Annotated in this window: 15 protein-coding genes; 12 read left to right on the forward strand and 3 right to left on the reverse strand. The window is 62.1% G+C overall.

Annotation, left to right across the window (positions count from 1 at the left end):
* The first annotated feature begins 29 nt into the window (after nucleotides 1–29).
* Both serB and ACE3PH_RS07985 read left to right on the forward strand, forming a co-directional pair.
* A complete protein-coding gene (gene serB / locus ACE3PH_RS07980; protein ID WP_374317645.1) occupies nucleotides 30–731 on the forward strand; it encodes a phosphoserine phosphatase SerB in 702 nt (233 codons plus the stop codon).
* Nucleotides 728–2,017 carry an NTP/NDP exchange transporter gene (locus ACE3PH_RS07985; RefSeq protein WP_374317647.1) on the forward strand — a complete coding sequence of 430 codons (1,290 nt, stop codon included), beginning with the start codon at nucleotides 728–730 and terminating at the stop codon, nucleotides 2,015–2,017. Before serB ends, ACE3PH_RS07985 begins: the two co-directional genes overlap by 4 nt.
* 6 nt (nucleotides 2,018–2,023) lie before the next feature.
* On the opposite strand, the gene rraA is transcribed toward ACE3PH_RS07985, so the two are convergent.
* Complete coding sequence (gene rraA, locus ACE3PH_RS07990) at nucleotides 2,024–2,518, reverse strand: ribonuclease E activity regulator RraA (RefSeq protein WP_374317649.1); 495 nt, start codon at nucleotides 2,516–2,518, stop codon at nucleotides 2,024–2,026.
* Nucleotides 2,519–2,663: 145 nt separating this feature from the next.
* On the opposite strand from rraA, the gene ACE3PH_RS07995 reads away from it, so the two are divergent.
* From ACE3PH_RS07995 to ACE3PH_RS08025, 7 genes are all read left to right on the forward strand, one after another.
* Entirely contained in the window at nucleotides 2,664–3,677 is a 1,014-nt protein-coding gene (locus tag ACE3PH_RS07995) for a lysylphosphatidylglycerol synthase transmembrane domain-containing protein (protein WP_374317651.1), read from the forward strand.
* A gap of 33 nt (nucleotides 3,678–3,710) precedes the next feature.
* The gene (locus tag ACE3PH_RS08000; protein ID WP_374317653.1) at nucleotides 3,711–4,742 is read left to right on the forward strand and encodes a glycosyltransferase family 2 protein; all 1,032 of its coding nucleotides are present in this window, start codon (nucleotides 3,711–3,713) and stop codon (nucleotides 4,740–4,742) included.
* An 11-nt stretch (nucleotides 4,743–4,753) separates the two neighbouring features.
* Complete coding sequence (locus ACE3PH_RS08005) at nucleotides 4,754–6,310, forward strand: ArnT family glycosyltransferase (protein ID WP_374317655.1); 1,557 nt, start codon at nucleotides 4,754–4,756, stop codon at nucleotides 6,308–6,310.
* A 1-nt stretch (nucleotide 6,311) separates the two neighbouring features.
* Nucleotides 6,312–7,118: a phosphatase PAP2 family protein gene (locus tag ACE3PH_RS08010; protein ID WP_374317657.1), complete on the forward strand. Its 807-nt coding sequence runs from the start codon at nucleotides 6,312–6,314 to the stop codon at nucleotides 7,116–7,118.
* 57 nt (nucleotides 7,119–7,175) lie between these two features.
* Nucleotides 7,176–8,300, forward strand: a complete 1,125-nt coding sequence (nadA, locus tag ACE3PH_RS08015; RefSeq protein WP_374317659.1) for a quinolinate synthase NadA — start codon at nucleotides 7,176–7,178, stop codon at nucleotides 8,298–8,300.
* 38 nt (nucleotides 8,301–8,338) lie between these two features.
* Nucleotides 8,339–9,247: a carboxylating nicotinate-nucleotide diphosphorylase gene (gene nadC / locus ACE3PH_RS08020; protein ID WP_374317661.1), complete on the forward strand. Its 909-nt coding sequence runs from the start codon at nucleotides 8,339–8,341 to the stop codon at nucleotides 9,245–9,247.
* Between the two features lie 123 nt (nucleotides 9,248–9,370).
* A complete protein-coding gene (locus ACE3PH_RS08025; RefSeq protein ID WP_374317663.1) occupies nucleotides 9,371–9,655 on the forward strand; it encodes a late competence development ComFB family protein in 285 nt (94 codons plus the stop codon).
* Between the two features lie 21 nt (nucleotides 9,656–9,676).
* Here the strand turns inward: ACE3PH_RS08025 and nadB are convergent, their stop codons facing one another.
* Entirely contained in the window at nucleotides 9,677–11,314 is a 1,638-nt protein-coding gene (nadB, locus tag ACE3PH_RS08030; protein WP_374317665.1) for an L-aspartate oxidase, read from the reverse strand.
* Nucleotides 11,315–11,439: 125 nt separating this feature from the next.
* On the opposite strand from nadB, the gene ACE3PH_RS08035 reads away from it, so the two are divergent.
* From ACE3PH_RS08035 to ACE3PH_RS08045, 3 genes are all read left to right on the forward strand, one after another.
* Nucleotides 11,440–12,324: a neutral zinc metallopeptidase gene (locus tag ACE3PH_RS08035; RefSeq protein WP_374317667.1), complete on the forward strand. Its 885-nt coding sequence runs from the start codon at nucleotides 11,440–11,442 to the stop codon at nucleotides 12,322–12,324.
* A 30-nt stretch (nucleotides 12,325–12,354) separates the two neighbouring features.
* Entirely contained in the window at nucleotides 12,355–13,332 is a 978-nt protein-coding gene (locus tag ACE3PH_RS08040) for an NADPH:quinone oxidoreductase family protein (RefSeq protein ID WP_374317669.1), read from the forward strand.
* 61 nt (nucleotides 13,333–13,393) lie between these two features.
* Complete coding sequence (locus tag ACE3PH_RS08045) at nucleotides 13,394–14,113, forward strand: 1-acylglycerol-3-phosphate O-acyltransferase (RefSeq protein WP_374317671.1); 720 nt, start codon at nucleotides 13,394–13,396, stop codon at nucleotides 14,111–14,113.
* Here the strand turns inward: ACE3PH_RS08045 and queG are convergent.
* The gene (gene queG / locus ACE3PH_RS08050; protein ID WP_374317840.1) at nucleotides 14,104–15,165 is read right to left on the reverse strand and encodes a tRNA epoxyqueuosine(34) reductase QueG; all 1,062 of its coding nucleotides are present in this window, start codon (nucleotides 15,163–15,165) and stop codon (nucleotides 14,104–14,106) included. The two genes, ACE3PH_RS08045 and queG, sit on opposite strands and share 10 nt — an antisense overlap.
* Between the last annotated feature and the right edge of the window lie 119 nt (nucleotides 15,166–15,284).

Here is a 15,284-nt window from a genome sequence, read left to right on the forward strand (position 1 = left end):
CTGTCTAGTCCGTGCCATGTCCTTGCCCCATGTCTGCCCGAGAAATCACCCCCGGCCTTGTCATCCAGCGTTTTGAGCCGCCGCTGAATCTGTGCGACTTCAAAGCCATAGCCTTTGACATGGACTCCACCCTCATCAGCATCGAGTGCATCGATGAAATTGCCGATGTGGTGGGCAAAAAGGCCGAGGTGGCAGCCATCACGGAAGCCGCCATGCGGGGTGAGATCACGGATTTCCAAGATAGCCTGCGCCGCCGCGTGGCCCTGCTCAAGGGGGTGCCTGCCGCCTCACTGAATGAGGTCTACGAAAGCCGCCTGCGCATCAATCCCGGCGCCCATGCCCTGATCGATGCCGCCAAAGCCGCAGGCCTGCAGACCTTGCTGGTCTCTGGCGGCTTCACGTTCTTCGCCGATCGGGTCAAAGACACCCTGGGCATGCACGAAGCCCACTCGAACGTGCTCGAAGTTCAGGATGGCTTGCTGACCGGTCACGTCCTGGGGCCCATTGTGGATGGAGAAGCCAAGAAGCAGCATCTGCTGAATCTGTGCGCTCGCGTGGGCTGTGCTCCATCGCAAGCCATTGCCGTGGGCGACGGCGCCAATGACCTGCTGATGATGGGTGTGGCGGGACTGAGCGTGGCGTATCACGCCAAGCCCAAAGTCCGAGAGCAAGCCATGGTCGCCATCAACTCGGGTGGCCTGGACCGCGTACTGGAAGTTGTCACACCGTGACCCAGACGGGCTGGCTGCACAAGCTCTCGCGCGCTCAGGCCAGAGAGCTGCCCGCAGCCTTGTGGTCTTTCGTATTTTTCTTCGCCCTGCTGGCTGCGTACTATGTGCTGCGTCCGCTGCGCGACGAAATGGGCATCCAGCTCGGCCCGGACGCACTGCATGAGCTGTTTTCAGCGGTCTTTCTGACGATGCTGGCCATCGTGCCCGTTTTTGGCTGGCTGACCCGACGGTTCGAGCGCAGACACCTTCTGCCCTGGCTGTACGCTTTTTTCATCATCAACCTCCTGGGCTTCTATGAGGTGCTGATGTTGAGCGGTACCCAATCGCCGTGGGTCGCCCGCGCCTTCTTCGTCTGGGTCAGCGTCTTCAACCTGTTCGCCGTGTCGATTTTCTGGAGCTTCATGGCCGATCTGTTCACCACGGAACAGGCCAGACGGCTGGTAGGCTTCATTGCCGCAGGTGGCACTACCGGCGCGCTCACAGGTCCGTCACTGGCCTGGCTGCTGGCGCGCCCCATCGGCGCAAAAGGGCTGGTGCTGGTATCGGCAGGCTTGCTGACGCTGTGCATCGTGTCCAGCCTCGCCCTGAGGCGGTGGGCTTCCAGCAACCCGCGCGCCGATGCCTGCCAGCAGGAGCCGGCGTCCCCGGCTTTCTCAGGCAATCTCTGGAGTGGCCTGCTGGACGTGGTGCGCAGCCCCTATCTGCTGGGCATCTGCCTGTTTCTCTTCTGCTATTCCTTGCTGTCCACGTTTTTGTATTTTCAGCAAACAGAACTGGTGCCCCAGCACATCAGCAACAGTGGGGAGCGCACACAGTTGCTGGCCAGCGTTGACCTGCTGGTCAATGTGGTAACTCTGCTGGTTCAGGTTCTGGCTTTTGGCAAACTCATCGAACGCCTGGGCACCCGGGCCTTGCTGATCACAATGCCGGTGATATCGGTCATGGGCTACAACGCGCTGGCGATGTCCCCTGTGCTGAGCGTACTGGTCACACTGGGCGTGCTCCGCCGAGCCGGCGAATATGCCATCAGCAAGCCGGCGCGAGAAACCTTGTTCAATGCCCTGCCCGTTGAACAGCAATACCGTGCCAAGAATGTGATCGACACCCTCGTACACCGCACAGGCGACACCAGCTCGGCATGGATTTTCAATGGCCTTCGAAGCCTGGGCATGAGCACCAGCCAGATCAGCTGGCTGGCCGTACCCATCAGCCTGGTCTGGCTGGTCACTGCCTGGAAATTGGGGGGAGCGGCCGAACGACAAGCCCCACCAAATGCCCCAAAGTGAGACTGATCAGGCCTTCGGTGTCGGCATGATCACGATGCCGTCCTCATCGGCATACAGCCAATCGCCAGGACGCACCCAGACGCCCTGAATCTGCACCGCCACATCGGTCTGACCTTCATTGCGCTTTTCCGTGGGAAGGGGCATCAGGCCCAGGGCCCGGATGCCTACATCGCACTCAGCCAGCTCGGCAGAGTCACGCACGCAGCCATCCACCACCACGCCAGCCCAGCCATTCTTGGCCGCAGCCTTGCCCAAGTTGCCCCCCACCAGCGCCCGACGCAGCGAAGCGCCACCATCAACCACCAGCACACGGCCATTCCCCGGAGAGTCGACAGCCGCCTTGACCAGGGTGTTGTCCTCAAAGCACTTGACGGTGCTCACCTGACCGGAGAACTTGATGCGCTTGCCATAGTCCTTGAAAACCGGCGGCAGCACGCGGAAAGCGCCGTCGGAGTCGTTCTTGTGCTCGTCACACAGATCACAGGTCGCAAAGGAGGTCATCGTTACAAATTCCAAATAGTTAAAGGATCATAGCGAAGGTTGATTTTGGCCTGCTAAATTTCTACAGGCCTGATTTTGGTCATGCCTGCAGCCATGACAAAGATACGGGACAATAGAGGGTTAGCCCAGCCACCCGAAACAACACGTGACCACCTCGACCGAATCTCCGCAACGCGCTTCCCGCTGGAAGCAGGCCTTGGCCTGGGCGTTCGGTCTTGGCTTGCTGGCATGGCTGCTGTACCGCGCACCCATGCAATCCGCCTGGGAGGCCGCCCAAGCCACCCCTGCCTCTATCTGGGCACTGACCATTGGTGGGCTACTGGTGAGTTATGGCCTGCGTGCCGCACGGCTGCAAGTGGTGCTGAATCTCGATGACATGCACCAACCTCCCTCCCGATGGCTGGGTCTGAGAACCGATGCGCTGAGGGTCATCCTGCAACACAATGCGGCCATCAACCTGCTGCCCATGCGTGCCGGTGAGCTGAGCTTTCCCTGGTTTGCCGCCCGCGAACTGAACCTGCCGGTTGCACGTGCCGTGGTGTGCCTGATCTGGATGCGCCTGCAGGATCTGGTCATCCTGATGGGGTTGGGGCTGGCCTTGTGGCCAGGCATCACCTGGTGGCTGCGTGTCGCCGGCATCGGCTTGCTGCTGGGAGGCTGGCATGCTGGATGGTGGCTGCTGCAGCGTCTGCTGAAGAATGCTCAATCCATCACACCTCATGCGGGCGGTTGGCGAGCCATCGCAGCCAAACTCCAGTCTGCCCTGCTTGAACGCGCACACCATCGACCAGCGGCCTGGCTGTTGACACTGGCCAACTGGGCGCTCAAGCTGGCTGCGGGCGCCACATTGCTGGCTGCCATCAGCCACGCGCCGTGGTCCACCGGATGGGGAGGCGCGCTGGGCGGGGAACTGGCCGCCGTATTGCCGCTTCAGGGCCCAGCAGGTTTTGGAACGTACGAAGCCGGCGTATGGGCTGGCATGGCTGCATTGCTGCCGGCTCAGTCACCATCCCTGGGTCAGGCTGTTGGTGCTGCATTGGCCTTGCACCTGTGTTTTCTTTTGTGCGCCGTGCTCGCCGGCGCCGTGGCTGCCGGTTTGTCGCACCTGAATCGGACACACCAGCTGGTAGACCGGCCTGGCACCGGGCCCACCCTCTGAATTTTCAAATTGATCTGGCTTGAGAGCTGATACATGACTGCTGTTTTGACACCTGATACCCACCAGCACCCCGCTGCTGCACCGCACCGCCTGTCGGTGGTCGTACCGATGTACAACGAGGTTGACAATGTGGAGCCGTTTGTCACGGCGGTGCACAACGCCCTCGACAGCTACCCCTACGAGTGGGAACTCATCATCGTCAACGACGGCAGCCGCGACGGCACCCGCGAAGCACTGGATGAGCAGGCCCGCCTTCGTGGCCCGCACGTGCGCCCGGTCCATCTGTGGCGCAATTTCCGCCAGACGGCTGCCATGCAGGCTGGTATCGATGCAGCCCGTGGTGACGTGATCGTGACGCTGGACGGCGACCTCCAAAACGACCCGAAGGACATTCCGGCCATCGTGGCGAAGCTGGTCAATGAAGATCTGGATCTGGTGGCTGGCTGGCGTCAGAACCGTCAGGATGGCCTGTGGCTGCGCAAGGTACCCTCCCGCATTGCCAACCGTCTGATCCGCAAGATCACGGGCCTGGAATTCCAGGACCTGGGCTGCAGTCTCAAGGCCTACCGTGCGAGCGTGCTCAAGCGGGTGCGTCTGTACGGTGAAATGCACCGTTTCATCCCGGCATGGATGGCCACCGTTACCTCCCCTGCCCGCATGGCAGAGATGCCCGTGAGCCACCACGCCCGTACCCGTGGTGAGTCGAAGTACGGTATTTCCCGCACCTTGCGTGTGGTGCTGGACTTGCTGGCCGTCAATTTCTTCCTGCGCTTTGCGGGACGCCCTGGTCACTTCTTCGGCGGCGTCGGTCTGGGTGTTGGCCTCATTGGTGGCCTGATCCTGACCTACCTGGCCGGCTTGAAGCTGTTGGGTTACAGCATTGGCGGCCGACCCTTGCTGTGGCTGGGCTTCTTCTTTGTTCTCGGTGGCTTGCAGTTCCTGACCACCGGCGTCCTGGCTGAGTTGCTGATCCGCATCTACTATGACCGTGGTGAAGTGTCGCCCTATCACACCACGGCGGCCCCTGAGCAGGCCCCCGACGAAGGCTGGCACCATCAGGCTTGATCAGGCACGGCATGTCGGACACCCCCTTGTCGCCCGCCTCGCCCAGCAAGCAGTCTGCCGGTTGGGCTTTGTTCGTGTTGCTGGCTGGCCTGCTGACGCTGTACAGGCTGTGGGCTGTGCAGCACAGCGGCATCTCGCTGTTCTTTGACGAGTCCCAATATTGGGACTGGTCTCGCCGCATGGACTGGGGTTATTACTCCAAGCCCCCCATGGTGGCGGCCGAGATCTGGCTGAGCACGGCACTGCTGGGCTCTGGCGTGCTGGGCGTGAAGACCCTTTCCATGCTGCTTTACCCGCTGACAGCGGGTGTTCTGGCAGGTCTGGCGCGGGCATTGTGGCCTGGCGAGGTCGGGGTGCGATCTGGATGGGTTGCTGCTGCACTGTTCCTGACCATGCCTTTGGTCGGATTGCTGGGCATGGTCGTCAGCACAGACGGCCCCTTGCTGCTGTGCTGGGCGCTGGCGTCCTGGGCACTGTGGCGCGCACAGACCCAAGACAAGCCGCTTGACTGGCTGGCCTGCGGCCTGGCTGTCGGCCTGGGTGTGATGAGCAAGTACACCATGGGGGCCTTCGCATTGACTGCCCTGTGGGTCTTGTGGGCTGTACCTGGCCCTCGAAAAGGTCTGTGGCGGCCAGGCCCCTGGATGGCAGCGCTGGCCGCGGCCGTGGTGGTCGCGCCCAACATCTGGTGGAATGTCCAGAACCACTTCCCCACTTTGCAGCACACGGCTGACATCACCACCAAATCGGCCCGCAGTGGGGGCATCGTTCCGGCAATGATCTTCCTGCTGGGTCAGATTGCAGCACTCGGGCCCTTCGCGGTTCTGGCCGCCTGGCTGGCTGGTCGTGGTCACCGCTCTGACGAAGAGTCGGGTAAAACGAACCAAGGTGTCAGCACCTTCCTGCTGGCGGGCAGCGCCCCGTTGCTGGCCCTGGCGGTACTGCAGGCCTTCAAGGCGGATGCCCATGTCAATTGGGCTGCGCCAGCGCTGCTTGGCGTCATCTTGATCCTGGCATACCGCTTGGCCACCGCCGGCAAAGCCATGACAAGGTGGGTGGGACTGGCTGTGGTCAGCAACCTGCTGCTGACCGGTGCGGTGTTTCATGCACAAGAACTGGCGCACGGCACATTGCCCGGCAAATTCGACATCCTGGTTCGCATGCGCGGCTGGCAGACCGCCTATGACGCCCTGGCACCCGTTCGAAACCAGGATGACCTTGCCCGCTTGCCCGTGATGGCAGACAGCCGCCTGATCCTGACCCAGACGGCATACCACTGGCGTCAGTTCGATGTACACCCGATGGCATGGAACCCGAAGGGCACCCGCCTGGACCACTATCAGATGACCAACAGCATGCCTGGCACGCCCGGCCAGGACGTGCTCTATGTGACCGACCGCATGGCATCGCCATCGGTGCTCGATCGGTTCCAGTCGAGCCAGTTGTTGCGTACGGTGCAGGTCCCGATCGCACCAGACAGGATGCTGTCGCTGCGCGTGTATGTGGCCCGCGGTTTCAAGGGCTATGGCTCGGCATCAGGCCCCGCACCGACCCCATCTGAAGATTGACATGCGCACACCGACACACGAAGGTGATCTGGATGAGGCCGGGCAAGACGGCCGTGGCAGCATGCTGATTTGGGCAGGCCTGTTCTTGTGCATGGCCTTGTATGCGAAAGTGCCCCAGATCGATCTGGCGTTTTCAGCTCGCTACTTCTCTACAGGACAAGGGTTCGTCCACGCCAACGACCCGCTGGTGCGCCTGCTGTACGTCTGGACTCCTCCGATCGGCCGAACCATCCTGGCTGTGCTGGCCGTGTTTGCGCTGGCCGCCCCCTTGTTGGCCCGCCTGGCCGCTCGACTTGGCCACAGCCAACTGGCTCGCCAATGCGTTCACAGCTGGCGACACATGGCCGTGATTGCCGTCATTTGCGGCGTGATCGGGCCTGGTCTGCTGATCGAGGGCATCTTCAAGAATACGGTCGGGCGCCCACGCCCCGTGCAGGTAGAGCAATTCGGCGGCAACCAGCCCTTTCACGGCCCCTTCCAGCCCGGCGATGATCCGGACTCTCACCGCAGCTTTGTCAGCAGTCACGCTGCCACCGGCTTCTGGCTGATGAGCCTGGGGCTGACCGCCGGCCCCGTCTGGCGCCGCCGCTGGTTGCTCATCGGGGTGGTAGCGGGCGCCATCATTGGCATGGGTCGCATCATGCAGGGCGGCCACTTCCTCAGTGACGTCATTTTTGCGTTTTATGCGGTGTGGGTGCCCTGCGAACTGGTGGCTTTGATAGACCGCTGGCGCTTGACACGCCATTTGCCGCCCCCATCTCGCCCTCATCGCCCCCAGGTATTCAAATCGGACGACCTGTCCGACTGACCAACTGGGCTAGCATCCCTGTTCACAGCCCCTGCTCATTTGCGCTGAGATACGACCATGAGTTCCGCCCCCGACACCATCGTCTACGACTACGACCGCCAGGATGCGTCCGGCGCCACGTGCACGGCTCACGCCTGGGCCAAAGTCCCTGCGCCGCTGACCCCCGACGTCAAAGCCGAGGTCAAAGCCCGCATCAAGGCACAACTGAAGGCACAGAACGCCGTGCTGGTCGCCCATTACTACGTTGATGGCGACCTGCAGGATCTGGCCATGGAAACCGGCGGCTGCGTGTCCGACTCGCTCGAGATGGCCCGCTTCGGCCGGGACCATGCCGCACAAACGTTGATCGTCGCTGGCGTGAAATTCATGGGTGAATCAGCCAAGATCCTTAGCCCCGAAAAACGGGTACTGATGCCGGACCTGGATGCCACCTGCTCGCTGGATCTGGGCTGTCCTGCCGATGACTTCATCCAGTTCTGTGACGCCCATCCTGATCGCAAGGTCGTGGTCTATGCCAACACCAGCGCGGCCGTCAAGGCGCGGGCCGACTGGATGGTGACCAGCTCCTGTGCGCTGTCCATCGTCAAGCACCTCAAAGATCAAGGCGAGAAGATCCTCTGGGCACCTGACCGCCACCTGGGGCGCTACATCCAGCGCGAAACTGGCGCCGACATGCTGATGTGGAACGGTGCCTGCATCGTTCACGATGAGTTCAAGGGGCTGGAACTCGACCTCCTCAAGAAGGAGCACCCCAAGGCTCTGGTGCTGGTGCACCCCGAATCACCCGAAAGCGTGGTGGCCCAGGCTGATGTGGTCGGCTCGACGTCCCAACTGCTCAAGGCTGTGGTCGAGTCGGATGCCCCCGCGTTCATCGTGGCCACCGACAACGGCATCCTGCACCGCATGCGCCAGATGGCGCCCAACAAGGTGCTGATCGAGGCCCCGACGGCCGGCAACAGTGCCACCTGCAAGAGTTGCGCGCACTGCCCGTGGATGGCCATGAACGGACTGCAAGGTGTGCTCGACTGCCTCACCCAAGGGGTGGGTGAGATTGCCGTGCCGGAAGATATCCGCATCAAGGCGCATGGCTGCATCGACCGCATGCTGGCCTTTGTGGCCCAGCATCCCGCCGCTATCACCAAGCCTGCCCAGGGGTTTGTCCCCCATATCGGCGCAGCCTGATGCTGCCCCTTACGACTGATTTCAGATTGATTCCGGCCATGTTTGACCACAACGAAACACTTCAAGAAGCCCGTGATCGCAACGTCCGTGATGCGCTGTTCGAAGACGTCGGCATTTGTGACTGGACCGCGCAACTGGTGCCCGCCAATCAGCGCGTCAAGGCCCGACTGATCGTCCGGGAGGAAGCTGTGCTGTGCGGGCGCGCGTGGTTTGAAGCCTGCCTCTTCCAACTCGACCCACAGGCCACCATCACCTGGGCCTACGAGGAAGGGGCCTTGATGGCGCCGAACACCGAGGTGTGCGCCATTCAGGCCGATGGCCGTGCCCTGCTGACGGCCGAGCGCCCCGGCATCAACTTCCTGCAAACGCTCTCTGCGGTATCCACCCTCACCTACCGCCACATGAAAGCGATCGAGGGCGCATCGCCCAACCCGCGTGGGTGCGTGGTTCTTGACACCCGAAAGACCTTGCCCGGGCTGCGCCTGGCGCAGAAATATGCTGTACGGGTTGGTGGTGGCGCCAACCAGCGACTGGCCCTGTATGACGGCATCCTGATCAAGGAAAACCACATCGCGGCAGCCGGCAGTGTCACCGCCGCTGTCAAGAATGCCCAGACACTGGTGTCAGCTCAAACAGCCCCCTTGCGCGATCAGATCACCATCCAGGTAGAGGTCGAAAACCTCGAAGAGCTGCGCGAAGCCCTGGCCGCAGGTGCCAAGAGCGTGCTGCTCGACAACTTTGATTACGACATGATGCGTGCCGCCGTCGCGATCAACAAGGAAGTCGCCCAGGGCGAAGCCTTGCTGGAGGTATCGGGCGGCGTCACCCTCGATCAGTTGCGCGACATCGCGGCGACAGGCGTGGACCGGATCTCCATCGGCAAACTGACCAAGGACGTGAAGGCTGTGGACTTCTCGCTGCGCGTGCTGGAGCGCATTGGCAGCTGAGATGCCGAAGCGGCCAGGGGTGGGACTTTGTCCACGAACTGGCCGTTTTCACGGCTGGTTTTTGTGCACCATGATCGAGCACTTCGCGCGACACTGAGGGGGATTCTCTGAGGAACCCTTTCCATGCCGACCGACTTCACCTCGATCCAGAACTACTACGAACACCTCGTCTTTGAAGCCGTGCTGGATGCCGCCAGCCGCTACCCCGCGGTGAAAGATGACCAGCTGGCAGACGTGGCCTGTGTGGCCTTGAACCGTCTGCCCGCCCGCTACATCCGTCACAAGGTGGATTTCGCCTTCTATCAGACCGAAAAGGAACGCGCGGACACCGAGGCCAGCATCAAGGAAGCCATTGGCTACGCCTTTGAATTCGTGCAGGCGCGCGCCGCCATGCGTGCGCGCCGCTGAACCGGATCAACGCACACCTTTTCAGGGCAGCCAGGCGTCCTTTTTCTTGGCTTTCTTGCACAAGATGGTCGGGAAACTGACCGGCAAGGTACGTGGATAGTCGCGGCTGAAGTGCAGACCGCGGCTTTCCTGGCGCGACAAGGCCGATCGCACGATCAACTCGGCGCAATCGACCAGGTTGCGCAACTCCAGCAGGTCACGCGTCACGCGGAATGCAGCGTAGTAGTCGTCAATCTCACTGCGCAGCAACTTGATGCGGTGCAGCGCACGCTCCAGACGACGGGTCGTCCGCACAATGCCCACGTAGTTCCACATCAGCAGACGCAACTCGTCCCAGTTGTGGGCGATGACGACCTCTTCGTCGGCATTGGACACCTGGCTTTCATCCCAGTCGGGCAAAGCCGGCACCGATGAGGGCTTCTGGGCCTCGATGTCATCCGCACAGGTTCTACCCAACACCACACACTCGAGCAAAGAATTGCTGGCCAGCCGGTTGGCACCGTGCAGCCCTGTGTAGGTGGTTTCGCCCACAGCATACAGGCCAGGCAGATCGGTACGGCCATGCAGATCGGTCACCACGCCACCGCAGGTGTAGTGCGCCGCGGGGACAACGGGAATGGGCTGCTTGGCGATATCGATACCCAGCGACAGGCAACGGGCATAGATGGTCGGGAAGTGCTCCTTCAGGAAGGCTTCGCCGAGGTGGGTCGCGTCGAGCCAGACATGGTCCAGGCCATGCTTTTTCATCTCGAAGTCGATCGCGCGGGCAACGATGTCACGCGGGGCCAGCTCGCCACGCGGGTCATGCGCCGGCATGAAGCGTGTGCCGTCGGGCAGGCGCAGCATGCCACCTTCTCCACGCAATGCCTCGGTGATCAGGAAGCTGCGCTCCTGGGGGTGATACAGGCAGGTGGGGTGGAACTGGATGAACTCCATGTTGCCAACCCGACAACCTGCTCTCCAAGCCATGGCAATGCCATCGCCCGTCGATGTTTCCGGATTGCTGGTGTAGCGGTATACCTTGCCAACACCGCCCGTTGCCAGCACCACAGCCGTGGCAGAAATCGTCTCCACACGCTGGGTTTCAATATCCAGGGCATAGACGCCATGACAGCGACCGCCGCCCCCGGCACCCAGGCCCCCCTTGCGCAAATGGCGGTCCGTGATCAGATCGATCGCCATCCACTTCTCGCGCAGCGAGATGTTAGGGTGCTGCTTGACCTCATCAAGCAGCACATCGTGAATGGCTTTGCCGGTGGCATCGGCTGCATGCGCAATACGGCGCACGGCATGCCCGCCTTCACGCGTCAGGTGCAAGCCCAGCGGGCCATCGGGATCGGGTGAGAACGGCACCCCCCGCTCGACCAGCCACTCGATTGCATCTGCGCTATGCCGGGCAATGAACTCGGCCGTACGCTCATCCACCAGACCGGCTCCGGCCTCCTGGGTGTCTCGGACGTGAGATTCGATGCTGTCATCGTTGCCGAGCACGCCAACAATGCCGCCCTGGGCCCAGGCGGTGGCGCTTTCTTCCAGCTGGCGCTTGGCCAGCACGATCACGGGTTGGGTTTCGGCCAGATGCAGGGCCACCGTCAGACCGGCCAGCCCCGCACCAATGATGACGACGGGCAGATCGGTTGCCGAAGAATGGGCGGACATGTGCTTGAGCGAACAAGGTCGCGTAGGAATGAACTGCCCCATTTTATAGTTGTGTGACAGCTGCGCGCGGAACCGCACTGCTAACATGCAACGCGCCATCAGGTATACGGATACGGGAGTCAAACATGCGCTGGGAAGGCAATCGCCAAAGTGACAACGTCGAAGACGTGCGGGACAGCTCGACCGGAGGCGGTGGTGGCCTGCCCATTGGCGGTCGCGGCATCAGCCTGGGCACCGTGGCCATCGCCCTGGTGGCCAGCTATTTTCTGGGCGTCAACCCGCTGACCGTGCTCAATGTCATCAGTGGAGGCGGCAACCCAACACAGCTGGGCTCTCAGCAGCAACCCACGCCACACCAGACCGCGCAGGATGAGCAAACCCGCTTTGTCTCAACCGTGCTGGCCGACACCGAAGACGTGTGGCGCGCGCAATTTCAGGCCATGGGGCGCACTTACGAAGACCCCAAGTTGCGGCTGTTCCGCGGCAGCACACCGACTGCCTGCGGTCAGGGGCAAGCCGCGATGGGGCCCTTCTATTGTCCCGGTGACCACAAGGTCTACATTGATCTGGCGTTCTACGACACCTTGCGCGACCGCCTGGGCGCACCGGGCGACTTTGCTCAGGCCTATGTGATTGCCCATGAGGTGGGTCACCATGTTCAAAACCTGCTGGGCACCTCCGCCAAGCTGGACGAAGCGCGGGGCCGCATCAGCCAGCGCGCCTACAACGCCCTGAGCGTGCGCCTGGAATTGCAGGCCGACTGCTATGCCGGCGTGTGGGCCAACCACGCCCAGCGGACAAGACAGATTCTGGAATCAGGTGACCTGGAAGAGGCCCTCAACGCCGCATCACAGATTGGCGACGACACCTTGCAGCGCAAGTCGCAAGGACAAGTCGTGCCAGAAAGTTTCACCCATGGCACCAGCCAGCAGCGTGTGACCTGGTTCAAACGCGGCTTTGAATCCGGTGACATGCAGCAATGCGACACTTTCACACCAAGGTCCATCTGAGACCCTTCTATAACGAGGAGACGCGACAACATGCAAGCCTGGATCTGTGACGAGCCAACCGGCCCCGATGCCCTGACCTGGAAAGACATTCCTACGCCCGAGCCCACCAAGGGCCATGTGCGTGTGGCCATCAAGGCAGCCAGCCTGAATTTCCCGGACCTGCTGATCGTTCAGGGCAAATACCAGATGAAGCCCAACCCACCGTTCGTGCCCGGCGCCGAGTTCGCGGGTGTGGTGGAAGCCGTCGGTGAAGGGGTGACACACCTCAAGCCCGGCATGTCCGTGGCGGGCTTCGCCGGTCTGGGTGGTTTTGGCACGCACACCGTGGCACCGGCCGCGCTGCTGATGCCCCTGCCACCGGCCTTCAGCTTCGAAGATGGTGCGGCCTTCCTGTGCACCTATGGCACGTCCTACCACGGCCTCATGGACCGCGCTGCCCTGAAAGCCGGGGAAACCGTGCTGGTGCTGGGCGCGGCCGGTGGTGTCGGCACCGCCGCCATCCAGATTGCCAAGGCTGCTGGTGCGAAGGTCATTGCCGCAGCATCAAGCGACGAAAAGTGCGCGCTGTGCAAGGAGTTGGGCGCTGACGCGACCATCAACTACAGCACGGGCAACCTGCGTGATGAACTGAAAGTGCTGACCGAGGGCAAAGGCCCCGACGTCATCTATGACCCCGTCGGGGGCGACCTGGCCGAACAGGCCTTCCGCTCCATCGCCTGGCGTGGCCGCTACCTGGTCATCGGTTTTGCACAGGGAGAGATCCCGGCCATTCCCTTGAACCTCCCCTTGCTCAAGGGTGCTTCCATCATGGGGGTGTTCTGGGGCGAGTTTGCCAAGCGCGAGCCGCAGAACAACGCCGCCTGTCTAATGCAACTGGCTGCCTGGTACATGGAGGGCAAGATCAAGCCCGTCGTGGAACAGAAGATGCCCATGTCGCAACTGAAGGAAGCCTTCACGCTGATGGGCTCGCGCAAGGTGCGTGGCAAGCTGGTGCTGACCAACGACTGAGCGCTGCGCTTAGACTCGCGGCTTTCGTTTGTTGATAGAGATTGGCGCTTAGATGCTTTACGTGATTCGCCTGCTCCTGGTTGGAGCCTGGTTCGTGGTGGCCGGGGTACTCAATGTGCTGGTGGTGCTCCTGCGCCCGTTCAACCCCGACAACAGCCGCATCTGTGCCGCCATCTACGCCTTCCCTGCTCTGCGCATCATGGGGCTGAAGGTGCGCCACGAAGTCGACACACTTCGTGGCCAGCCCCGCCCATTCGTGGTTCTGGCCAACCACCAGTCCAATCACGACCTGTTCGTGATGGGCTCGGTGGTGCCACGTCGCACGGTCAGCATCGGCAAGAAGAGCCTGAAGTGGGTTCCCATCTTCGGTCAGGTCTACTGGCTGTCTGGCAACGTCATGATCGACCGCGGCAATGCCCGCAAGGCCAAGGAAGCCATGCTGGCCACCAGTGACACCCTGCTCAACAAGGACACATCGATCTGGGTATTCCCCGAAGGCACCCGCAACCACGGCAAGGGCCTGCTGCCCCTCAAGAAAGGGGCTTTTCACACGGCGGTGACGGCCGGGGTGCCCATCATGATGGTGTGTGCCAGCTCCTATCTGCGGCACATGAACCTCAACCGCTGGCACAGCGGCGAGATCATCATCCGATCGTTACCGCCTGTAGAAACCAAGGGGCTGACCATTGAGGACGTTCCAGCCTTGATCGCCCGGTGTGAGCAAGATATGAAAGCCTGCATCGCCGAACTGGACCACCGGATCGACTCCGCTCAGGCCTGATCCAGTGCCCACAACACATGTGGGCGCACCAGTTCCAAATCGACGCCCGCTGGCGGCGCAGCCAGCCACGCATGCAAGGCTTCACGCACGGCCACATCTTCACCGGCCCGCAGGGCGTTGCCCAACGCCACCGCGATGTTGCGCTGCCATCGGCTGAAGCCGATGCGGCGGATCGGGCTGCCTTCTGTGGTTCTCAGGAATGTGGCCTCATCCCAGCGCCAGAGGTCCAGCAATACGGGCGAACGGAACACCCCGCGCACGTCGAAATCGGGCACCAATGCAGGCTGCGCAAACTTGTTCCAGGGGCAAGCCAGCTGGCAGTCATCACAGCCGTAGATGCGGTTGCCTAGCAAGGGCCGCATCTCCAGCGGGATGGCGCCCGCATGCTCGATCGTCAGGTAAGAAATGCAACGGCGCGCATCAACCAGACGCTCGCCCACGATGGCCTGCGTCGGGCACAGGTCCATGCACGACCGGCAGGAGCCGCAATGGGCGCTCTCCGGTTCGCTCAAGGGCAAGGCCACATCCACATAGATCTCGCCCAGGAAGAAGGTGGAGCCTGCCTGCCGGGACAGCAGCAAGGTGTGTTTACCCCGCCAGCCCAGGCCACTGCGACTGGCCAGTTCGACCTCCAGCACCGGCGCCGAATCGGTGAACACCCGGTGACCGAATGGGCCCAGCAGCCCCGCCAGACGCTCTGCCAGCGTCTGCAAACGGGCACGCAATACCTTGTGGTAATCCCGCCCACGGGCATACATGGAGACGGCAGCAGCCGATGGCTGAGACAAGCGATGCCACTCCACCGCCTGCCAGTCCGACGCCATGGCGGCAGGCAAGTAATTCATACGCGCCGTGATCACCCGGACCGTGCCCGGCACCAACTCGGCTGGCCTCGCGCGCTTGAGCCCATGCTGAGCCATGTAGTGCATCTCACCGTGGAAACCACGCGCCAACCAGTCGATCAAACCGGCTTCAGCACTTGACAAATCAATGCCTGCCACGCCAATCTGCGAGAATCCAAGCTCTGACGCCCAACATCGCAATTGAGACATCACCTGGTCGGCATCGACCGCAAGGCCTGCAGGCGTGGTGATAGGCGATGAAAGCTGTTCCGGATGCATGTGACGATCGTATCAAGCACACCAGACAATTCGAACCTGCAAGACGGCCT

Origin of the sequence: Aquabacterium sp. (assembly GCF_041909175.1) — a bacterium.
Lineage (GTDB): Bacteria > Pseudomonadota > Gammaproteobacteria > Burkholderiales > Burkholderiaceae_C > Aquabacterium.